Source organism: Candidatus Thiodiazotropha sp. LNASS1, assembly GCF_964212655.1.
GTDB lineage: Bacteria > Pseudomonadota > Gammaproteobacteria > Chromatiales > Chromatiaceae > Thiodiazotropha.
In genome coordinates this window covers 2,190,681-2,211,562 of the sequence record NZ_OZ156465.1, presented here as the reverse complement: position 1 = coordinate 2,211,562, position 20,882 = coordinate 2,190,681, and the positions used below count along the sequence as shown (strand labels likewise).

Here is a 20,882-nt window from a genome sequence, read left to right as displayed (position 1 = left end):
CTAAACAACCTCTCGGATCTGTACGCACAACCCGGCTTACCTCTACTTCACCCGCATCCCCGGTTGCGCCCCCTGATCGGGATTGAGGACGTAGAGATCCTTTCCTCCAGGTCCAGCCGCCAGAACCATACCTTCTGAGATGCCGAAGCGCATCTTGCGCGGCGCCAGATTGGCCACCATCACGGTGAGCTTGCCTTCCAGATCCTTCGGAGCATAAGCCGACTTGATACCGGCGAAGACATTGCGGGTCTCGCCGCCCAGGTCGAGAGTCAGCTGCAGCAGCTTGTCAGCTCCCTCAACGTGCTCTGCCTTGGCGATGCGCACGATTCGCAGGTCGAGTTTGGCGAAGTCATCGAACTGAATGGTATCGGCGATGGGATCTGTGACCAGGGGAGAGTCAGCTGCAGGTTTGGCCGTCTGGGCAGGTGCCTGCCCCGCCAGATCCTCTTTCGAGTGCTCCAGCATCGCCTCGATCTGCTTTGGATCGACCCGGGTCATCAGCGGCTTGAATTTACCGATCTGATGCCCAGTCAATGGTGTTCTCAGCTGTTCCCAGGTCAAGGGCTCGATCTGCAGGAAGGCCTCCGCCATCTCGGCGGTACCGGGCAGAATCGGCCGCAGATAGCCGATCAACAGGCGGAAGAGGTTGAGGCCGTCGCTGCAGATGGCCTGCAACACCGCTTCCTTCCCTTCTTCTTTTGCCACCACCCAGGGTTTCTGTTCATCGATATATTGGTTGGCCCGGTCGGCCAAGGCCATGATCTCGCGTACGGCGCGGCTGAACTCCCGCTTCTCGTAGTGTTCGGCAATGGCCTCGCCGGCGTTGACGAAGTCGTTGAACAGGGTTTGCTCGGTAACCTGATCCGCCAACTTGCCGTCAAACCTTTTGGTGATGAAGCCGGCGCAGCGGCTGGCGATATTGACCACCTTGCCTACCAGATCGCTGTTGACCCGCTGGGCGAAGTCCTCCAGGTTGAGGTCGATGTCGTCCACACCGGAACCCAACTTGGCGGCGAAGTAGTAGCGCAGGTACTCAGGATTGAGGTGATCCAGGTAGGTGCGGGCCTTGATGAAGGTGCCGCGGGACTTTGACATCTTGGCCCCGTCCACGGTGAGAAAGCCGTGGGCGTAGACCGCGCTGGGGGTGCGGAAGCCCGCGCCGTGCAGCATCGCCGGCCAGAACAGGGTGTGGAAGTAGATGATGTCCTTGCCGATGAAGTGATAGAGCTCGGTCTCGCTACCTTCTGCCCAGTACTCGTCGAAGTCGAGCCCATCGGTTTTGTCGCAGAGGTTACGGAAGCTGGCCATGTAGCCGATGGGTGCGTCGAGCCAGACATAGAAGTACTTGCCCGGGTGGTCCGGGATCTCGAAACCGAAGTAGGGAGCGTCGCGGGAAATATCCCACTCCTGCAGCCCGGCCTCGAACCACTCGCCCAGCTTGTTGGAGACCTCGCTCTGGACATGCCCGCCGCCGGTCCACCCTTTCAGCATGCTTTCGAAGTCGGCCAGTTTGAAAAAATAGTGGTCCGATTCGCGCTGCTCCGGTACCGCGCCGGAGATGGCGGAGACCGGGTTCTTCAGCTCTGCCGGTGAGTAGCTGGAGCCGCAGACCTCGCAGTTATCGCCATACTGATCTTCGGCGCCGCACTTGGGATTGGGACAAGTACCCTTGATGAAGCGATCGGGCAGGAACATCTGTTCCACCGGGTCATAGGCCTGGGTGATGGTGCGTTTGACGATATGGTCGCCATCCCGGTTGCGCTCATAGATGGTGTTGGCGCAGGCCTGGTTCTCCGGTGAGTGGGTGGAGTGGTAATTGTCGAAGTCGACACGGAAGTCGGCGAAGTCGGTCTGGTGCTCCTTGGCCACCCGGGTGATCAGGGCCTCCGGCTCAATGCCCTCCTGACGGGCGCGCAGCATGATCGGTGTGCCGTGGGCGTCATCGGCGCAGACGTAGATACACTGATGCCCGCGCATCTTCTGAAAGCGTGACCAGATGTCGGTCTGGATGTACTCCACCAGGTGGCCGATATGGATCGGACCGTTGGCGTAGGGCAGTGCGCTGGTGATCAGGATCTTGCGGGCTGTCTGGTTCATCTGGTTTCAAACTCGTCAGCGGGTCAGTTGTAAAACGAACAATTATCGCACAACAACCGATTAAATAAACGTGCCATTGGTGGAAAAGAGTGTGAATGCGGGAAGTCCGCAAATGCATGCAAATGGCTATTCATAGACTATTGCCATTGCTTTAACTATCCAAACTGCCTGCCTTATCGAGTGCTTTAGAGCAAACGGCGGATCCAACAATCGACCTGCAGTGCTTAGGTAGACAAACCATATGCGTTTATTCGCGTTCATTTGCGGACTTAAAAACCGATCTGCAATTCGCTACTGGTTAATGCTTTGTCCCTGCTGTTCGATACCGCTGAATACGGCTGTCACTGATCTATCATTCGACTGCAGTCAACTTCTCATCTCGCTGCAAATTATTCGTCATGTCAGTTCGTTATGCTTCCGGTATTTTTAACGTTTTGGAGGCATAGCAGTGCTGAATGTCGAGCAGGTTTTGACTGAACGTTTTCCCGGTTTTTTCAACAATAAACCACAGTTGTTGACCAAACCGATGTTGACCCTGCTCCGGATGCTCTTCCACGAGCGGGAGATTAACCGCTTTCTGGAAGATCACCAGGGTCTACGCGGTCTTGATTTTATTGAAAAGGTACTGGAGTACTTCGACCTCGATTATCTGGTTTCAAACCGGGATCTGGAAAATATCCCACCTACCGGTCGTGTGGTGGTGGTGGCGAATCATCCGTTAGGGGCGCTCGATGCCCTGAGTTTGATTTTGATGATCAGTCGGGTGCGTACCGATATTCGGGTAGTGGCCAACGATCTGCTCTCGGCCCTGGAACCGCTCGGTGATCTACTGCTTCCGGTGGACAATATGGGTGGCAGTTCCAGCCGCAAGGGTATCAAACAGGTCTATGAAGCCTTGGAACGAGAGGAAATGGTCATTGTATTTCCAGCCGGCGAAGTCTCCCGGCTGCGTCCCAACGGTGTGCGGGATGTGCGCTGGAAAAACGGATTTCTCCAGTTTATCCGCCGTACCGAGGCCCCCATGCTACCGGTTTTCATCGATGCCAAGAACTCCCCCCTGTTCTATGCCGTCTCTCTACTCTATAAGCCCATCGCCGCCCTCTTGCTGGTCGGTGAGATGTTCCGCCAGCGTTCCAACACTATCGGCTTTCGGATCGGTGGGTTGGTGCCTGCCGCCCATCTCAATGTGGATGGGATCAGGCCTAAGGCGCGGGTGCGTATTGTACGTAAACACTTCTATCGGGTGGCGCAGCGCAAACCGGGTATCTTCACCACCGAGCGCAGCATCGCCCATCCTGAGTCGCGACAAGCGTTGAAAAAAGAGCTGTCCAAAGGGCGGCTGCTGGGTGAGACCCGGGATGGAAAACAGATCGTTCTCATGGATTGGGAAATCGGCTCGGCCTTGATGCGTGAAATTGGCCGCTTAAGGGAACTGAGTTTTCGCAAGGTGGGCGAGGGTACGGGCAGGCGCCGGGATATCGATAAATATGATACTCATTATCGACACCTGGTACTTTGGGATGACAATGAACTGGAGGTTGTCGGATCGTACCGAATAGGCGAGGCTGGGCCGATCATCAACGATCGGGGAATGCAGGGGCTTTATACCACTTCGCTGTTTGATTTTGACGAGAGCTTCCAACCCTATGCGGAGCGGGCCATTGAACTGGGGCGCAGTTTTGTCCAGCCTCGTTATTGGGGTTCAAGGGCATTGGATTATCTGTGGCAGGGCCTGGGAAGCTACCTGCGTCACCATCCTGAGATTCGCCACATGTATGGCCCTGTCAGTATCAGTGATCGCTATCCGAAGGCCGCACGAGACCTGATGGTGGTTTTCTACAAACACTACTTCGGATGTAAAAGTCGACTGGGCGAAGCAAAAATCCCCTATCAATTGGATAAGGCGTGTCAGGAGGAGTTCTCCCGGCACTTTTGCGGGGATGATTTGGAGAGGGATCTGCAGGAGCTTAAAAATCAGCTGGCGTTATACAACGTCACGATTCCAACCCTGTTCAAACAGTACACTGATCTGTGTGAACCGGGTGGTGTCTGCTTTCTCGATTTCGGTAAGGATCCCGATTTCGCCGGCTGTACCGATGGCATGATCCTGGTTTCCGTGGATAAGGTAAAATCGGCCAAGCGTAAACGCTATATCGGCGATTGATGTCAGTCTTGGTTGTCCGTCCCGTGTCAAGCAGCTATAGAAGCCGAACAGGATGCGCCTCTGTATCGCAATCAAAGGTGGTACATGCTTCTATGATGATATACGCATCCATGGGCAAGCTGTCGACGATCTCGTCAACATCGAACCTGGTGTCATCGTCCTCATCACCGCAGTACATCACCAGGTCATTGCTGAAAAAGCACTCCTCGTCATTACGCGTATCGTGATCACAGGATCCAAATGCGTCACAATCGGCGAATCCAAACTGAATGTCGTTAGATTCATCGAGATTACTGTTCACACTGAGAAAGAATCTTGCGGTGTAGCCAAAAGCGCCGTTGTCATCGACCTTCCAGATCAGATCGAACCTGCCGCCATTGATCGCCGGGTCGATGGATGCGCGGCCATCTTCGAGATCTTCGGTAGAGACGGAAACGTCAAACTCCTTAATATCGACATCATTATCATTGCCGCAGCTTACGACGATCAGGCTGATCAATGAGGTGAATAATAAATTTTTAATCATAGTGAACCTTTCTTCCATGGACAGGTAGTAATGCCGCATAAATGAGAACTCGACCCCAATAGCGGTTGATGCTTAGATGATATGACAATCGACGCATTATGGGTACTCGCGACTATGGTGCATGGTATATAGATACAATGACGCAGACTAATTATGTGCGGTTTCCCGCGAGTCCTGTATCAATATATGCCATTTCGGTCGTCTCCAGCTATGGCGAAAAGCGGCCAGATCCGATTCCAATGCAACCCTGGCCTTTTCCTGGCCATCCAAGAACAGGACCAGATCAAGCTGCTGCTTTTGTGAGTCGTAGTTCCGGTCGAACTGCTTGACGATCTCGTTGGCGGGTGTTGCGAGCCGTCCCAGAATCTCAACCACCGGCAGTGTCAGGCCGGCCTTGTCCCCATTGGCTTCATAGGCCTTATAGACCAGTTCAGTACAGACTAATTCCCTGTCGGTGAGAAAATCAAAGTTGAAATCATAGGGCCTGCCACTGTAGTGAAACGCCTGCAGGATAGCTTTCGCCTTGTCCAGTCTGCTGAGTCTCGGGCGCATAACCGCCAGAGAATCGGCGGCTGCGGAGTGTTCCAGTGAGGTGAAAACAACCCCTTCGCTGACCGCTTCGATTACCCGGACCAGGTGTTCATTCTCCCGCATTCCGAGGCTCTCTGCGTAGGCCTGGGGATAGCGATGTTGGAGGAGTGCTTCGAACTCCCCACTGTCGATCCCTTGATGGCGTACCCACGCCTTGATGTCGGCGGATTGAAAGTAGTGCTGACGTTGTTCAGGGGTGCCGATGAAGAGTGCGGCATGGGGCCAGAATCCCGGTAGTCCGATATTCGAGAGATACCACTCACGCCGTTCCAGTAAAATATCACCTGGCTCCAAACGGGGTTGCAGGGAGCTGATCTGTTCCAGTGTGATCAATGACTGATGAGGTCTGCGAACGCGTACATCACCCATCCATTGGGAGATCCCTTTCTGAATCGGAAAAAGGGCCTTGAAACTACTGTCCTTGACGATCCGGACCCCATTCTTGATTGTCTGCTTGATTCCCTTTCCCTTGCCATAATCCCAGATCTTGGCCTGATCCTCCCGGATTCCCGGGTTCAGACGGAACCCGGGCTCTTCGCCATGCAAGCGATAGGCAAGGGCAAGTCGGGTGAACTCCGTCGCAATGGCAATATGCAGGTAGTGGTATTTCACCTCTGTATAGGTGTCATGTTCGAGTCCAAGCTCAGGGATGGGCTCATTCAGCAGGGTGTGAAACTGAGAATTGCGCTCGGTTATCTGCAGAAAATCGAGCACATATCGATAGCGGGCCAGGAAAGCGGCATAGGCAATACGAAATGCCATTTTACGGACCCGTTCATCATGATGCTGTTTGTAGCCTGCGTAGGATTGACTGATCGAGTCAAGGATTATCAGACGATCCAGAAAACTGATCCAGGTCGATAAGATCTTCTGCCGTTGCGCCCGATTGACGAGTCGATTGTCAGACGTCTTGGCAGGTGGGAATAGTTCGCCGTTCAATTCCATGTAGCGGAGTGTGTCGGCAAGACCGATACGTTGAATGAATACCACATCCCGGTCATTGATCAGTTGCTGTTGCAGGGATGTCTCAATGGAGGGTGAGGCCAAAGCCGCCTGGCCGCCTACGGAGATGAGCAGTAACAGGAGAACTGATAGATTTGGATTTTTCACGCTTACACTCCTTGTGTTCTGCCTCGGTCAGACCAGAAAAAGCAGTATCAGTCCACCTAAAATAAAACGATAAACGACAAAGGGCAACATACCGATTGTCTCTATAAAACGCAGAAAATAGTGGATGCAGAGATAGGCTGTGATAAAGGCAAGCCCGGTCCCCAGGCTCAGTGAGAGCCAATCGGCAGGTGTGTCGCTGCGCATCAGCTCCAGGGTCAGCAATCCGCCTGACAACAGGATGGTGGGAATCGAGATCAGGAATGAAAAGCGGGATGCGGCTCTGCGGCTCAGTCCGAGAAAAAGCCCGCCGGTAATGGTCGAACCGGAGCGGGAGGTGCCGGGTATGATGGCCAGTGCCTGAAAGAGGCCGATCACCAGTGCATCGAGCCAGCGGATATCATACTCATCCCGCTGACGCTTGCCCATGCGATCGGCAACCAGTAACAGGATACCGAAGACTATGGTGGTAATGGCAATCACCAGGGGTGAGCGCAGATCGGTCTCCACCAGGGATTTCATCAGCAGACCGAACACCCCGACAGGCAGTGTGGCAATGATGATCATCCAGCCCAGGCGGGACTCTCTGGAACGGGCCGCGGGATTAAGCCAGGCGCGGAAAAAGTCACTGCTTATAGAGATGACTTCGTGACGGAAATAACCAACCACCGCGGCCAGAGTCCCAACGTGCACTGCCACGTCGAAGGCAAGTCCCTGATCCGAATAATCGGTGACGATGGGTGCCAGGATCAGGTGAGCGGAGCTGGAAATAGGCAGAAATTCAGTCAATCCCTGCAATGCGGCAAGGATGAATATCTGTATCAGTTCCATAACAGGAATGGCACCTGTCAGTTATTGGACCAGGGGGCATCCAGCTGTTTTCTCTCCCAGGCGAGGGATGAGCTGGCAATGATCGCAAGGTCATCGTAGCGTGGTATCCAGTCCAATACCTCGCGCACCTTTTCGGCCCCTGCCACCAGTTCCGGCGGGTCGCCCGCACGTCTCGCCGCCTCGATGATGTTAAGGGGTGATCCATTGGCGGTTTCCACTGACTTCAATAGCTCGCGCACGGAATAACCATGGCCGTAACCGCAATTGAGGGTGGTCGATTCGCCGCCATTGCGCAGATATTCAAGGGCCTTGACATGGGCGTCCGCCAGATCTTCCACATGAATATAGTCGCGTACCCCGGTGCCGTCCTTGGTGGGATAGTCCGTACCGAAGATGTAGACCGCCTCACGCTTGCCCACGGCGGCTTCACAGGCCACCTTGGTCAGCAGGGTCGCCTTCGGCGTCGACTGGCCGATCCGGCTCTCCAGGTCGCAGCCCGCCACGTTGAAATAACGTAAGGCGACATAACGCATATCGCTGGCGGCGGCAAGATCACGCAACATCATTTCGGACATCAGTTTCGAGGTGCCATAGGGATTGATCGGGTTGGTGGGCGCCTCTTCGTAGGCGATACCCGATTCGGGTATGCCGTAAACCGCCGCCGTGGATGAAAAGACAAAATGCTTGACCCCGGCCTCTGCACAGCAGGCCAGCAGATTCCTGGTATTGCAGGTGTTGTTGGCGTAGTACTTGAGTGGATTTTCCACGGATTCGGGGACGATTGTGTGGGCGGCGAAATGCATGACCGTATCGATGTCGTATTCAGCAAGTATGCGGTTCACCAGATCCGGGTCGCCTGTATTGCCGACGACCAGCTCACCATGCAGAACGGCTTGGCGAAAGCCGGTGGAGAGATTGTCAAGGGTGACCAGCTTCTCACCGGCCTCACCCAGCTGACGGGCTGTGTGACTGCCGATATAACCCGCACCACCGGTAACGAGAATCCCTTTCTGTGACATTTGACATTCTCCTTACTTGTATTGAATGGCCGTTGATAAAAATGAGGCACATGATAGCGGGGCTTGGGGACAGAGTCATGTTTTGGGTGGCTGTGGTCAGCGGCCGGCGGGCGATGGTCAGGGGTGAGGTGATCGGATTTTGAACAGCCTTCTGGTGTTGGCCGCCGTCTGCTCTGCGATCAGTTGCGGCTGTTGATTGCGCAGTCGGGCGACCGTCTGCAGGATCTCGGGTAGGAAGGCAGGCTCGTTGCGTTCCCCCCGATGATGGCTGGCGGGCTGGTCGGGCGAGTCTGTTTCCAGCAGGATCGCATCCAGCGGCAGTGATTTGATCAGGCGGTGAAGCCGTTTGGCCCGGTCGTAGGTGATCGGGCCACCGAAGCTCAGATAGAATCCCATGTCGATCAGCCGGTGAGCCTGTTGTTCGCTGCCGGAAAAGCTGTGCAGCATGCCCTGCAATCCTGCAAAGCGGCGCAGGGTGTTGATCACCTCTTCCACCGATCGCCGCGCGTGGATGATCACCGGCAACCCCTGTTCCGCGGCGACCTGAAGCTGTTGTTCAAAATAGTGTTGCTGCAGTGCCGGTTGGGGATCCTCGATAAAGAAATCGAGACCGCATTCGCCGATCGCTACGGGGTGTTCCTGTTCAATCCAGTCCAGTAACAAGGTCAGGTGTTCATCACGATGGTCGGAGAGATACATCGGGTGAAGACCATAGCTGGGATAGAGCCCGCTGTGCTGCTCGCAAAGCTGTTTAATTCTTGGCCACCACGCTGCCTTGATGGCAGGAATGATCTGTTCCAGGACGCCTGCGTTATGGGCACGTTGCAGGGCCTGTTCTCGGTCAACACCGAAGCTGACATCGTCAAAGTGGCTGTGGGCGTCGATCAGCCGCGGGTGAATACCCATTGGTCTTCCTTGGAGAGTCGTTTGTCAAAACGGTAACCGTCCCAGTCGAAGCCCTGGATCTCCCGAGGATCCTGCAGACGGTTGTCGATGATATAACGACTCAACAATCCGCGCGCGCGTTTGGCGAACACGCCGATCATGCGATAGGTGCCGTTCTTTTTTTCCTTGAATTGCGGGGTGATGATGCGGCCCTGTATCAGCTTTGGTTTGATCGATTTGAAATACTCGTTGGAGGCCAGGTTGATCAGGATGTCATCACCCTGGGCCTTGAGATCCTTGTTGATGGCCTGCGTGATCTGTTCCCCCCAGAAGGCGTAAAGATCCTTGCCTCGTTCATTGGGCAGCTTGGTTCCCATTTCCAGGCGATAGGGCTGCATAAGATCGAGGGGACGCAGTACGCCATACAATCCCGAGAGGATTCTCAGGTGACGTTGGGCGAATTTGAAGCCCTCTTTGTCTAATGTCTCGGCATCCAGTCCGCCGTAGACATCCCCCTTCATCGCCAGCGCTGCCTGTTTGGCATTCTTCAGGGTGAAGGGTGTCTTCCAGTCATGGTAACGATCGAAGTTGAGTTCCGATAATTTCATGCTGAGTTTCATCAATTCGGCCAGGTCCATGGCTGTGTAGTTTCGCAGGTTGTTGATCAAACTGCGCGACTGTTTCAGAAATGCGGGTTTGGTATGGGTTGTGGTAACCGGCGGTGTCTCGTAATCGAGGGTTTTAGCGGGGGAGATCGTAATCAACATCTGACTCTACTACCTGGATCATGTTAACTCCTCAATGATCGCCAGTGTCGGGATCAATTACAACCGTTGTATGCTCAGGGTAAAACCCCGGGTTTCTCGGGGCTACTGCCGCTGGTGTCCAGGGACAGGCAGTCGCTTTATTGTTCCGGTCAGATAGAGACGATACCCATCCCATGTTAGGCTTGTGTTCCTGTACCCGTCTGACTGGGTGTAGCGTGATTAAACACAGCATAGATGTAAGGCTATGAGCCGTTATGAGTGAGGAGATATTTCAGCGACTATTGCAGGTGGTTCAGGATCTGTATGCTGAAACCAAATCCTTGACGGAAAATGATAGCGAGCTGCAACTCTGGTACAACCGGGGCTATGCGGATGGTATGGTCGAGGCGATGCAAAAATTGGGTTACTCTGCACCACTGGAGGCCGCCGGTGTTGTCGTTGATAGATCGTTGATTGCCGGCCACGAATTGCTGCCGTGGGGTAAGGCCTACCGGCATGGGTTTGAAATGGGTGAAAAAGAGACTGGAGAGGTGCTGTAGCCAGGCCCTGTTGCCCCTGAAAAAGTGCCAATCGAGGCACACCCCAAGGGCACTTCCTTCGGGGCGCGAGGAGAGAAGTTTGGTGATACCAACTGAACATATAAAAATCACACATCGCTCATATTGCCTTGCCGGACGAATAACCAGTCCCGGCAGAGCCGATTGGTTGAGTGTTAACTGGTCCTTATGAAAGTTGTCTCATTCAATACCAACGGCATTCGTGTACGCGAGCATCAGTTGAGTCAGCTCAAGGCTGTCTATGATCCGGATATCATCGGCATCCAGGAGACCAAGGTGCAGGATGCGGACTTTCCTGTTGAGATGATCGACGGGCTTGGTTACAAAGCTGGATACCATGGCCAAAAGACCCATTATGGCGTGGCTTTGCTCTCCAAGGCAGAACCGATTCTCATCGCCAAGGGATTTCCCGGGGATGACGAGGATGCCCAGCGCAGATTGATTGTCGGTCGCTACAATTCGCCAAAGGGTCAGCCCCTGACCGTGATCAACGGCTACTTTCCTCAAGGTGAGAATCGCGCTCATGAGGTTAAGTTTCCCGCCAAGCGTCGCTTCTATGCCGATCTTCTCGATTACCTGAAAAGCGAGCATGATCCCGGTGAGGCCCTGTTGGTTATCGGTGACATGAATGTGGCGCCGCTCGACAGCGATATAGGTATTGGTGAGGACAATGCCAGACGATGGTTGAAGACGGGTAAGTGCAGTTTTCTGCCGGAGGAGCGCGATTGGCTCAAGGCGTTGCAATCCTGGGGACTGCAGGACAGTTTTCGAACCCTCAAACCGGACGTAAGTGACCTTTTCAGCTGGTTCGATTACCGCAGTCGGGGGTTTGAGCGTGAACCGAAAAGAGGGCTGCGCATTGATCTGGTGTTGGCCACCACCCCATTGATCGAGTGCTGTACCGATGTAGGTATCGCTTACGATGTCAGAGCGATGGAGAAACCCTCAGACCACTGCCCGGTCTGGGCCGATTTCGATTATTGACACCTTAGGGCCTGTTAACACTAATCCAATTGGATTAGTGTTAACAGGCCCTAACCTTTGTATTCGGGTGAAGTCGATGCCAGAGGTCAGTCTGCGGTTTTATGAAGAGCTCAACGATTTTCTGCCACAAGCCTTGCGCAAGCGCAGCTTCTCATACAAATTCAGGCCGAAATCGAGTGTCAAGCATTTGATAGAGAGTCTTGGTGTGCCCCACACCGAAGTGGAAGTGATTCTGGTCAACGGGGAGTCAGTCGATTTTACTTATGCAGTGCAACCGGATGACTGTATCAGCATCTATCCTGTGTTTGAGTCCATGGATATCACTCCCCTGCTGCGTCTTCGATCCCGACCGTTGCGCTCGCTTCGATTTATGGCCGATGCACACTTGGGGAAACTCGCGCGATATCTGCGACTGCTCGGTTTCGATTGTCTGTTTTTCAACGATACCGGCGACAAGAATTTGGTCCGGATCTCAGTGGAACAGGGACGGGTATTGTTGACCCGTGATAGGGATTTACTGATGCATCGAGTCATAACGCGTGGCTGTTTCATACATGCAACCCGACCGAGGCGGCAATTGATAGAGCTGGTACAACGGTTGCAGTTGGCAGGCATGTACAATCCGTTTACCCGCTGCATGGAGTGCAACGGCCAAATGGCGGCAGTGGAAAAGCCGCGTATCGAGGATCAACTGCCAGGCCGCGTCCGTCGACACTATAATGATTTTTGGCGTTGTGATGAGTGTGGACGTATATATTGGAAAGGGAGTCACTACCGTGAAATGCGGGCATTCATCGACTCCCTGGCCACTCCGTTAACGAAACAGTAGGAAATGAAAGTGATGCCGCAATGGATAGTATTGATCTTACTCAGCCTCGCTTCCACGGTACTCCCTGCCGAGGAGATAAATGACAGATGCCTGAAACGGGTCTTCATACACTATTGCCTGGGGGGAAGCATGGACCGGCTGCTGCGGCAGCGTCCAGCCGATATGGATCCCATCGTCAATGGCGATCGCGCCGGCATCATCTATACCAAGGGTCGCGAGCGGATCTATGTGATGGCCTTTCAGGGCCGCATCTACAAGGTGCTGAAGACCTATGATCCTTCGAATCAGGTAACCCTGCAAAGGCTGCAACGCACGCTGAGCGATAAGTATGGCAAGCATCTGGATATCAGCTATCTGCCTAAATATGCACGAAACATGGCGGGAAAAATCGGTGCCGTGCGCCGGGGTGAGGGGGAACTGAAGTATCGCTGGCAGCTACCAGCATCGCCCTGGCGTGTCGAATTGACCTGGACCCGCAAATTGGGAATTTCCCTCGCCTATCTGGTGAATGCACTGGATAGGCAACAGCGTGAGGCCGATGAGAGCAGTCTCTGAATCCGATTCATTTGTGACACCGGCCAAAAAAATCATATAGTCCTTTCGCCGACACCGGGTACCGAGGGTTAAAACCATATATAATTTATGGGCTTAAAAGGAAAGGATACAGGAATTAAAATCATGAAACACTTATCGATTCGTTTAATCAGTCTGCTTTTTTCGCTACTGCTGCTACAGGGATGCGGTGGTGGTGGCGGTGGCGATAGCGACGGTTCCACCTCGTCGGGCGGTACGATCTACACCGGCTCGACTGCGGAAGCCACCATCGATGCGTCGAATGCCAAGGACCTCACCACAGGAGCGGCTTCAGGCACACAACAAGCGGTCGTCTCGGATGCCTTGTCGGAAGTTGCGATGCGTCCACAGGAGACTGCCGCTTCCAAGCTTATGGAAGTGGCCCCTAGGATTGCCCAGTGGATAGACCGGCTGAGAAGTCCCAATGCCGCCAAAACGACCGACTTGACGGCGGAGATCTGTGATGCGGGCGGCCGTGCGATTGCGGATACCAATGAGGCCGAGACCGAAGGCAGCATTAGCTTCACCAACTGTGCCCTGAGTGACATGGATGGCGGCACATTGGTGATCAATGGTGCGGTTACTTTCAGCGCCAATACCGGTACCGACAGTTTGCGCATGGTTTTCAATGTCACTGTCACCTACATCGGTGAATCACAGGCGATTAACCTGACCCTTGCCTGCAGCAATATCTCCAGCGCCTCCGTGGCCTGCTCCATGACATCTGATTTCACCGGGATCGACGGCAGGATCTATCGTGTGGAGGATCTATCGGTAAGCGGCAATGAGTTTTCTGGGTTCTATGTCAGTATGACCTTCTATGATCCGGATCACGGACGGGTCGATGTGACAACCTCCCAGCCACTCACCTACGATTGCGCGGAAGCCGTTCCCGGCAGTGGCATGCTTACCCTGAGTGGTGGCAGTGGCAGCTTCGCCACGGCCAGTTTCGACAATTGCAGTGCATATACCGTTACCGTCGACGGGGTAGGTACAACTTACAACTGGTAAGTCTACGGACAATGGCCTGAACGCATCTTCGGCTGCGTTCAGGCTATCTTTTCAGTGTCCCGGGGGTGCGCTCGACCTCTATGTTCCGGACCGCCCCCTGTAACTGCAACGACGCCTCATCGATACCGCTTATCAATACCTTGACGATGCGGTTTTTCAAATCGACTCCGCCGGGCTCTGTTGCCTTTACCCGCAGATAGTTGGGAGTGTAACCTCCCCAGCCATGCTCATCACCGCCTTCGATCAGGATCGGCAGGGTATGGCCGAGGTGGTGCTGCAGCGCCTTTCGTTTCAATCGCTCACCCAGTTGATGCAGCGCTTGACTGCGTTGCCGCTTGGTTTCCCGACTGAGCACCCCCGGCAGGCTGGCGGCCTTGGTGCCCTGACGGGGGGAATAGGCGAAGATATGCAGGTCGCCGAAACCGATCTCTTCGACGAATTCGAGGGTTTCCTGCCACTCCTCTTCAGTCTCACCGGGGAAGCCGACGATGATATCGGTGGTGATATTGATATCCGGAACATGTTCTCTGGCCTGATCGACCAATCGGCGATACTCATCCCTGCGACAACGCCTGGCCATGCGTCTCAGTACACTGTCCGATCCGCTCTGCAAAGGCAGGTGCAGGTGAGGCATAAAGCGGGGGTTGTCGAACAGGGTCCAGAAATCTTCGGGTAGGTCCCAGGGTTCGATGGAGCCGATACGCAGGCGGGGGATATCCGTCTCCCGCAAAATCCGGCGGATCAATTCGGCAATGGAAGCGTCTATATCGGCGCCATAACCCCCGATATGGACCCCGGTCAGTACCGCTTCCTGAATCCCCTGGTTCTGCAGCTGGTTTATCTCGGCAATGATCTCAGCAGCCGGGCGACTGCACTCTTCACCCCTGGCCAGGGTAACGATGCAGAAGCTGCAGCGATAGCGACAACCGTCCTGGACCTTGATGAAAGCGCGCTGGTGTCCCCTTGAGAGCAGACCTGTGGCGTCCGGTTCGGTGGCGCTCTGGGGCATCACGCTAAGATCGAGTCTCTCGCTGACAATCTCCACCAGCCGTCCTTTATCCTGATTGTTTATCACCAGATCCACACCCTCTATCTCCGCCGCGGCATCGGGATTCAATGATGCATAGCAGCCGCTGACAACCAGACGGGCATTCGGATTTTGCCGGCTGCTGCGACTTAGCAACTTACGCGATTTACGTACCGCCTCTTCGGTTACGGCACAGGTATTCACCACAAGCAGGTCAGCCTCTTCCACCTGTTTTGTCATGGCGTGGCCAAGGAGCTGAAAGTCGCGGCTCCAGGTCTCCATCTCCGCCTCGTTGAGACGGCAGCCCAATGTCATCAGGTGTATGCGCATGTGAGATCGGTCCAGAAGTGTATCTATGGGGTTTGACTGGTGGGCAAAGGTAATGTCTGCACTGCTCGGATGCAAGCACGGACTCAGGTTTTGAGTCACCGGATGGGGTATAGTTCTGTCATGGAATGGTTTACCCAAGCTTCGACCCTGCTGCAGGTATTGCTGATCCTCGGATTCGTCTGCCTCATACTGCTGGGCTGGGTGCTCTATTGGCTGGCGCGGCTGCTCGATACCCAGCAGCGTGAACAGCGCGCCCGTATTCACCATCAGCAGGCGCTGCTGGAGTCACTGCATGCGCAGGAACGCCACTACACCCGGGAGCAGAGCGAATTGCGCGACCTGATGACCGAGCGGATCGCCCGTGGCACGTTGGCCCAGCAGCGCCTGCTGCACGGGATGCAGCAGACCCAAATGGAACGGTCAGACAAACTCTATCAGGGTATGGAGCGACGCTATGGCGAGATGCAGCAACACCTCTCCGAGGGTACCGGGCGTCTGCGGCTTGAATTGCTGGAACAGTTCGAAGGGTTGAAAAAAGCGGTTACACAGGGCCTGGGAGAGGGCAGACTGCAACAGCAGGAGAAACTTGGCGAGCTGCGTGAATCCCTGGCGCAGTCTCTGGTGCGGCATCGCGAGGCCTTCGACGAACGTCAACTGGAGACCATGCGACAGCAGCATGAAACCCTGCAATCCGGGATGGGCGAGGTGCGTAAACAGGTGGCTGAGGCGTTGACCCAGCACGCTGACAATCTGGGAAAGAAGGTGCAGGGCCTGACAGAAACAACTGACAATCGGCTCAAGGAGATAAGCGGCCAGGTGGAGAAACGCCTCAACGAGGGTTTTGAGAAGACCACGGAGACCTTCAATCAAGTACTCACACACCTGACCCGTATCGATGAGGCGCAGAAGAAGATCACTGAACTCTCCACCAATGTGGTCAGCCTGCAGGAAGTACTTGCGGATAAACGTTCCCGTGGCGCCTTCGGTGAGGTGCAGCTGTCGGCGCTGGTACGCAATGTGATGCCGGAATCGGGTTTTGCCCTGCAACACACCTTGAGCAATGGCCGGCGGGCGGACTGCGTGCTGTTTCTGCCCGATCCCACGGGCAATGTGGTGATCGATGCCAAGTTTCCACTGGAGTCCTATCAGCGCATGCTGGATGACCAGCTGGCGGAAACGGAGCGTGTTCAGGCGCAACGGCAGTTCCGCAACGATATCAAAAAACACATGGAGGATATTGCATCCCGTTACATCATCCCAGGAGAGACCTCAGATGGGGCAGTGATGTTTATCCCTGCGGAGGCGGTATTCGCTGAGATCCATGCCCACTTCCCCGATCTGGTGGAGGAGGCGTTCCGCAAACGGGTCTGGCTGGTATCGCCGACCACCATGATGGCGATTCTCACCACCGCCCGCGCCGTACTCAAGGATGCGGCCACCCGGGAGCAGGTGCATATCATCCAGGAGCATCTGCGCGCCCTGTCGAAGGATTTCGGTCGTTTTCAAAACCGCATGGATAACCTGGCGAGGCACATCGGCCAGGCCCACCAGGACGTCAGTGACGTCAATATCTCAGCACGCAAGATCACCAATCGCTTCGAGAAAATCGAGAAGGTCGAGCTCGAGGAAGAGCAGAGCCCGGATCTGCCGGTGTTTCGTAAGGCAGCCCTATCCGATGCTGAGGATGATTGACAGGCCCCAGTTGAGGGGGAAGCCGCAAATAACGTAAATCACCGCCAATGTACGCAAAATAGGGCTCACCTCGCCGGAATCGATTGGCGTGAATTGGCGCTTATCAAATGGGCTGCTTCTTTCCCTGATCGTCCAGGCAGACATAGGTGATCGTGGTGGTGAAGACACTCTCTTCCTTGCCGCTCTCAGGATCCTGGGCAAACACCTTGGCCAGGTATTGCACGGATGTCAGCCCTTTGTGGCTTTGTTGGATATCGAAGCGAAGAATGGTCCCTTTTCGCACACTGCGATGAAATTCCACGCGATCCATGCCGATGGTGACGAATCGTCGTCCGGGATAGTCATGAACCGCGGCTATCCAGGCGTATTCATCCACCCATTGCAGCAGATTACCGCCAAAGAGGTAGCCGTATTGGTTGAGATGTTGGGGTATGACCAGCTTATGGTTTTCCATCACATCTCCATCCCCGGGACATGCAGGCCGGGTGGTGGAGGGGTGGGTGAGTTCTGATGCATCAGCAGTCGCCAACCCTCTCCGGTTTTACGGAAGATGTTGGTGGCGTAGACAGGTTGTGGCTCATCCTGCCCGGGGCTTTTCACCAGCTCCTCAATCAGGTGGATAGCAATATCGGGGGTTTCGACCCATGCCAGATGTTTGGTCTGGATGTCTAGGCTAACATCACTTTGCATCAGTGGTTCCCAAAGCTTTCTGATCGCATCTTTACCTCTTTGCGCGGCCATCATCGGCAATAGACAGAGCACCTCTTCGCACTCCTCCCAGACCTCCATGAATGCCTGCAGATCCTTCTCTTCTATAGCGTCGTAGTAGGCGTCTTCGGCATCTTGCGGTGTGGTATATGGGTTGCTCATTGTTTTTCCTGTGTGGTGTCTGTCGGTCAGCACTTCAACCCCGGCTGAAAGCTGTTCGGTCTGTAGATGCGGAATAGATGAATGATACTCATTGAGGGAAATCATGGCGAGGGGCGGATGACGATGGTCGGATGTCGCCCGAAATGTGTATCACTATCCTATTATCCACCCATATCGAACTTAGCCGAAAGATACCCCTCTGACATTCGCTGGCGGAGTCTCCCGTCAGATTGATGTCGGCGGGAGGGGGTGTTTCTCTGATTCTGGGATTGTTGCACCGGCTATCCGACGCCCTCGTCGAAGCTATTCCCTAACTTCGCAGCTTTCCGTATGATCTGGCCTCGCTCTCCAAGTCAGTGACCCGGAATCAGATAGGACAATATATGTCTGACACAATCGACCAAAGCCTTGAGGGAATTGAACAGGTTCCGCTGAGCCAGTTTACCGAGCAGGCCTATCTCAACTACTCCATGTATGTGATTCTCGATCGCGCCCTGCCCAACATCGGAGACGGTCTGAAACCGGTCCAGCGGCGTATCGTATACGCCATGTCGGAATTGGGGCTGAGTGCCACGGCAAAGTTCAAGAAATCTGCCCGTACCGTGGGTGATGTGCTGGGTAAATTCCATCCCCATGGCGACACTGCATGTTACGAAGCGATGGTGTTGATGGCGCAGGGCTTCTCCTATCGATACCCGCTCGTCGACGGTCAGGGTAACTGGGGTTCAGCGGACGATCCCAAGTCGTTTGCGGCCATGCGATACACCGAGTCGAGGTTGACCGCCTACGCCCAGCTGCTGCTTTCAGAGCTTGGCCAGGGTACCGTGGAGTGGGTGCCGAATTTCGACGGCACCCTCAAAGAACCGTCGATCCTGCCCGCCAGAGTGCCGAACCTGCTGCTCAATGGTACATCCGGCATCGCGGTCGGCATGGCAACCGATATTCCACCCCACAATCTACGGGAGGTGGTAAGCGCCTGTATCCATCTGCTGGAGTCGCCGAAGGCAACTGTTGCTGAATTGATGATGCACATCCATGGGCCCGACTACCCCACTGAAGCCGAGATCATCACACCGGCGGATGAGCTGCTGAAGATCTATGAAAACGGCAGCGGTTCGATACGTATGCGTGCCCGATATGAACGAGAGAACGGTGATATTCTCATCACAGCCCTGCCGCATCAGGTCTCCGGCGCCAAGGTGCTGGAGCAGATTGCTTCCCAGATGCAGGCGAAAAAGCTGCCGATGGTCGACGATCTGCGAGATGAGTCGGATCATGAGAATCCGACCCGCCTGCTGATCGTGCCGCGCTCCAACCGGGTCGATGTGGAACGGGTTATGTCGCACCTTTTCGCGACCACCGATCTGGAACGGACCTATCGGGTGAATATGAACCTGATCGGTATCAATGGACGACCGGCGGTCAAGGATCTTCGCTCCCTGCTCAAGGAGTGGTTGCAGTTTCGCACCGAAACAGTGCGCAGGCGTCTGCAGTATCGGTTGGACCAGGTGTTGGATCGTCTGCATATCCTAGAGGGCTTGATGATCGCTTACCTCAATATCGACGAGGTGATCGCCATTATCCGCCATGAGGAGGATCCGAAGGCCGAGTTGATCAGAAGATTCTCCCTCTCGGAGACTCAGGCAGAAGCGATCCTCAACCTGCGCCTGCGCCATCTGGCCAAGCTGGAAGAGATCAAGATTCGCGGCGAACAGGATGAGTTGGAGCAGGAACGAAAGTCTCTGGAATTGACTCTCGGTTCCAACCAACGGCTGCGTACCCTGATTCGCAAGGAACTCAAGGCCGATGCTGAACAGTATGGGGATCAACGCCGCTCACCCATTGTTCGGCGTGAGTCGGCGGAGGCGCTGGCGGAGACCGACCTGACCCCGAGTGAGGCGGTTACCGTGGTGTTGTCCGAAAAGGGGTGGGCGCGTACCGCCAAGGGCCATGAAATCGATCCGGCGACACTCAACTACCGGGCGGGTGACAACTTTTTGGCCGCAGCGCGTTTGCGCAGCAATCAACAGGCGGTATTTGTCGATTCCAACGGGCGTAGCTATTCACTGCTGGCCCATACCCTGCCTTCCGCCCGCAGTCAGGGAGAACCCCTGACTGGCCGTCTCTCACCGGCTGCCGGTGCGACTTTCATGGCTGTTGTCGGTGGCGATCCTGATGGGGAATATCTGCTTGCCTCCGATGCGGGTTATGGATTTCGGGTTAAACTATCCGATATGCTGGCCAAGAATAAATCCGGCAAGGCCCTGTTGTCGTTGCCGAAAGGGGCCCGGGTTCTGCAGCCTGGCGTCATATCGGACCATAGTCATGATAGAGTCGTTGCTATCTCCAATGAGGGCCGCATGCTGGTTTTCCCTCTCTCCGAACTGCCGCAACTCGCGCGTGGCAAGGGCAACAAGATTATCGGTATTCCCGCCAAGCGTGTGGCTTCGAGGGAGGAGTTCGTGGTCGCTCTGGCAGTGGTGCCCCAAGGTGCCAGCCTTACCGCCCATGCAGGCAAACGGTATATCGTACTCAAGCCGTCAGACCTGGATGGTTATCAAGGTGAACGTGGACGTAGGGGGGGTAAGCTTCCTCGTGGTTTTCAACGTGTCGACAGGGTTGAGGTGGGCAGTTAAGCGACATCCCACGCAGGTCTGGTGGTATCTGCCGCATGGGCTCAACAAGGCCGTCTAATTGCATGATGGATAGATCGCAGCAATGAAGTGGCACAGCATGATTTCAGGCCAGTGGCAATAGGCGGATAACGCTGTTTAGAAGCAATTGGCTTGGAGACTTCCACCGTTCATCGCTATAATGGTCAGTTCACAGCAGGGCTATGGTGTTTTTTTACCGCGTCCAAGCTGCAAGCGAAAGTGGCGGAATTGGTAGACGCGCTGGATTTAGGTTCCTGTGGGGCAACCCGTGAGAGTTCGAGTCTCTCCTTTCGCACCAGTTTTTTCCTCGTGATTGCCAATTGCAATTTCCAGGATATTTCCAGTTTTTACAAATATATAGTGACAGA

Annotated in this window: 18 protein-coding genes and 1 tRNA gene; 9 read left to right on the top strand and 10 right to left on the bottom strand. The window is 54.8% G+C overall.

All coding sequences use genetic code 11. From position 1 onward, the window contains the following. Positions 1–42: 42 nt before the first annotated feature. Complete coding sequence (gene metG, locus AB8516_RS09675) at positions 43–2,097, bottom strand: methionine--tRNA ligase (protein ID WP_369160205.1); 2,055 nt, start codon at positions 2,095–2,097, stop codon at positions 43–45. A 448-nt stretch (positions 2,098–2,545) separates the two neighbouring features. Here metG and AB8516_RS09670 point away from each other — a divergent pair, with 448 nt between their 5' ends. Then, complete coding sequence (locus tag AB8516_RS09670; protein WP_369160203.1) at positions 2,546–4,261, top strand: GNAT family N-acyltransferase; 1,716 nt, start codon at positions 2,546–2,548, stop codon at positions 4,259–4,261. Between the two features lie 34 nt (positions 4,262–4,295). On the opposite strand, the gene AB8516_RS09665 is transcribed toward AB8516_RS09670, so the two are convergent. The 6 genes from AB8516_RS09665 to yaaA all read right to left on the bottom strand — a co-directional run bounded on the left by AB8516_RS09665 (position 4,296) and on the right by yaaA (position 9,987). Then, positions 4,296–4,787 (bottom strand): hypothetical protein, encoded by a 492-nt coding sequence (locus AB8516_RS09665; protein WP_369160201.1) that lies wholly within the window; start codon positions 4,785–4,787, stop codon positions 4,296–4,298. 147 nt (positions 4,788–4,934) lie between these two features. Then, positions 4,935–6,488: a YiiX/YebB-like N1pC/P60 family cysteine hydrolase gene (locus tag AB8516_RS09660; RefSeq protein ID WP_369160199.1), complete on the bottom strand. Its 1,554-nt coding sequence runs from the start codon at positions 6,486–6,488 to the stop codon at positions 4,935–4,937. A 27-nt stretch (positions 6,489–6,515) separates the two neighbouring features. Next, complete coding sequence (locus AB8516_RS09655) at positions 6,516–7,316, bottom strand: undecaprenyl-diphosphate phosphatase (protein WP_369160197.1); 801 nt, start codon at positions 7,314–7,316, stop codon at positions 6,516–6,518. Between the two features lie 17 nt (positions 7,317–7,333). After that, on the bottom strand, positions 7,334–8,335 hold the full coding sequence (gene galE / locus AB8516_RS09650; protein ID WP_369160195.1) for a UDP-glucose 4-epimerase GalE: 1,002 nt from the start codon (positions 8,333–8,335) through the stop codon (positions 7,334–7,336). Between the two features lie 117 nt (positions 8,336–8,452). Continuing rightward, positions 8,453–9,241, bottom strand: a complete 789-nt coding sequence (locus tag AB8516_RS09645; protein WP_369160193.1) for a TatD family hydrolase — start codon at positions 9,239–9,241, stop codon at positions 8,453–8,455. Continuing rightward, positions 9,220–9,987, bottom strand: a complete 768-nt coding sequence (gene yaaA / locus AB8516_RS09640) for a peroxide stress protein YaaA (protein ID WP_108291089.1) — start codon at positions 9,985–9,987, stop codon at positions 9,220–9,222. Before yaaA ends, AB8516_RS09645 begins: the two co-directional genes overlap by 22 nt. Before the next feature lie 254 nt (positions 9,988–10,241). Between yaaA and AB8516_RS09635 the strand changes: the two genes are divergently transcribed. From AB8516_RS09635 to AB8516_RS09615, 5 genes are all read left to right on the top strand, one after another. Then, positions 10,242–10,526, top strand: a complete 285-nt coding sequence (locus AB8516_RS09635; protein WP_369160190.1) for a hypothetical protein — start codon at positions 10,242–10,244, stop codon at positions 10,524–10,526. Between the two features lie 186 nt (positions 10,527–10,712). After that, complete coding sequence (gene xthA / locus AB8516_RS09630) at positions 10,713–11,528, top strand: exodeoxyribonuclease III (RefSeq protein ID WP_369160188.1); 816 nt, start codon at positions 10,713–10,715, stop codon at positions 11,526–11,528. A gap of 76 nt (positions 11,529–11,604) precedes the next feature. Continuing rightward, positions 11,605–12,357, top strand: coding sequence for a Mut7-C RNAse domain-containing protein (locus AB8516_RS09625; protein ID WP_369160186.1), 753 nt, complete (start codon positions 11,605–11,607; stop codon positions 12,355–12,357). A 12-nt stretch (positions 12,358–12,369) separates the two neighbouring features. Further along, positions 12,370–12,912: a hypothetical protein gene (locus AB8516_RS09620; protein ID WP_369160184.1), complete on the top strand. Its 543-nt coding sequence runs from the start codon at positions 12,370–12,372 to the stop codon at positions 12,910–12,912. A 123-nt stretch (positions 12,913–13,035) separates the two neighbouring features. After that, positions 13,036–13,941, top strand: a complete 906-nt coding sequence (locus tag AB8516_RS09615) for a hypothetical protein (RefSeq protein ID WP_369160183.1) — start codon at positions 13,036–13,038, stop codon at positions 13,939–13,941. A 43-nt stretch (positions 13,942–13,984) separates the two neighbouring features. Here the strand turns inward: AB8516_RS09615 and mtaB are convergent, their stop codons facing one another. Next, a complete protein-coding gene (gene mtaB / locus AB8516_RS09610; protein WP_369160181.1) occupies positions 13,985–15,283 on the bottom strand; it encodes a tRNA (N(6)-L-threonylcarbamoyladenosine(37)-C(2))-methylthiotransferase MtaB in 1,299 nt (432 codons plus the stop codon). Positions 15,284–15,400: 117 nt separating this feature from the next. On the opposite strand from mtaB, the gene rmuC reads away from it, so the two are divergent. Further along, positions 15,401–16,990: a DNA recombination protein RmuC gene (gene rmuC, locus AB8516_RS09605; protein ID WP_369160179.1), complete on the top strand. Its 1,590-nt coding sequence runs from the start codon at positions 15,401–15,403 to the stop codon at positions 16,988–16,990. 103 nt (positions 16,991–17,093) lie between these two features. Here the strand turns inward: rmuC and AB8516_RS09600 are convergent, their stop codons facing one another. Together AB8516_RS09600 and AB8516_RS09595 are read right to left on the bottom strand one after the other, a co-directional pair. Further along, the gene (locus tag AB8516_RS09600; RefSeq protein WP_069122850.1) at positions 17,094–17,444 is read right to left on the bottom strand and encodes an acyl-CoA thioesterase; all 351 of its coding nucleotides are present in this window, start codon (positions 17,442–17,444) and stop codon (positions 17,094–17,096) included. Further along, positions 17,444–17,860, bottom strand: a complete 417-nt coding sequence (locus AB8516_RS09595) for a nuclear transport factor 2 family protein (RefSeq protein WP_369160177.1) — start codon at positions 17,858–17,860, stop codon at positions 17,444–17,446. Before AB8516_RS09595 ends, AB8516_RS09600 begins: the two co-directional genes overlap by 1 nt. Positions 17,861–18,243: 383 nt before the next feature. Between AB8516_RS09595 and parC the strand changes: the two genes are divergently transcribed. Both parC and AB8516_RS09585 read left to right on the top strand, forming a co-directional pair. Then, entirely contained in the window at positions 18,244–20,496 is a 2,253-nt protein-coding gene (parC, locus tag AB8516_RS09590; protein WP_369160175.1) for a DNA topoisomerase IV subunit A, read from the top strand. Between the two features lie 231 nt (positions 20,497–20,727). Further along, positions 20,728–20,812, top strand: a tRNA-Leu gene (locus tag AB8516_RS09585). Positions 20,813–20,882: the final 70 nt, after the last annotated feature.

What these genes read in the sequence shown, in the direction of transcription:
- metG (WP_369160205.1), bottom strand. Translation starts at nt 2,097, where the DNA reads ATGAACCAGACAGCCCGCAAGATCCTGATCACCAGCGCACTGCCCTAC.
- AB8516_RS09665 (WP_369160201.1), bottom strand. Translation starts at nt 4,787, where the DNA reads ATGATTAAAAATTTATTATTCACCTCATTGATCAGCCTGATCGTCGTA.
- AB8516_RS09655 (WP_369160197.1), bottom strand. Translation starts at nt 7,316, where the DNA reads ATGGAACTGATACAGATATTCATCCTTGCCGCATTGCAGGGATTGACT.
- galE (WP_369160195.1), bottom strand. Translation starts at nt 8,335, where the DNA reads ATGTCACAGAAAGGGATTCTCGTTACCGGTGGTGCGGGTTATATCGGC.
- AB8516_RS09645 (WP_369160193.1), bottom strand. Translation starts at nt 9,241, where the DNA reads ATGGGTATTCACCCGCGGCTGATCGACGCCCACAGCCACTTTGACGAT.
- yaaA (WP_108291089.1), bottom strand. Translation starts at nt 9,987, where the DNA reads ATGTTGATTACGATCTCCCCCGCTAAAACCCTCGATTACGAGACACCG.
- AB8516_RS09635 (WP_369160190.1), top strand. Translation starts at nt 10,242, where the DNA reads ATGAGTGAGGAGATATTTCAGCGACTATTGCAGGTGGTTCAGGATCTG.
- xthA (WP_369160188.1), top strand. Translation starts at nt 10,713, where the DNA reads ATGAAAGTTGTCTCATTCAATACCAACGGCATTCGTGTACGCGAGCAT.
- AB8516_RS09625 (WP_369160186.1), top strand. Translation starts at nt 11,605, where the DNA reads ATGCCAGAGGTCAGTCTGCGGTTTTATGAAGAGCTCAACGATTTTCTG.
- AB8516_RS09620 (WP_369160184.1), top strand. Translation starts at nt 12,370, where the DNA reads ATGCCGCAATGGATAGTATTGATCTTACTCAGCCTCGCTTCCACGGTA.
- AB8516_RS09615 (WP_369160183.1), top strand. Translation starts at nt 13,036, where the DNA reads ATGAAACACTTATCGATTCGTTTAATCAGTCTGCTTTTTTCGCTACTG.
- mtaB (WP_369160181.1), bottom strand. Translation starts at nt 15,283, where the DNA reads ATGACATTGGGCTGCCGTCTCAACGAGGCGGAGATGGAGACCTGGAGC.
- rmuC (WP_369160179.1), top strand. Translation starts at nt 15,401, where the DNA reads ATGGGGTATAGTTCTGTCATGGAATGGTTTACCCAAGCTTCGACCCTG.
- AB8516_RS09600 (WP_069122850.1), bottom strand. Translation starts at nt 17,444, where the DNA reads ATGGAAAACCATAAGCTGGTCATACCCCAACATCTCAACCAATACGGC.
- AB8516_RS09595 (WP_369160177.1), bottom strand. Translation starts at nt 17,860, where the DNA reads ATGAGCAACCCATATACCACACCGCAAGATGCCGAAGACGCCTACTAC.
- parC (WP_369160175.1), top strand. Translation starts at nt 18,244, where the DNA reads ATGTCTGACACAATCGACCAAAGCCTTGAGGGAATTGAACAGGTTCCG.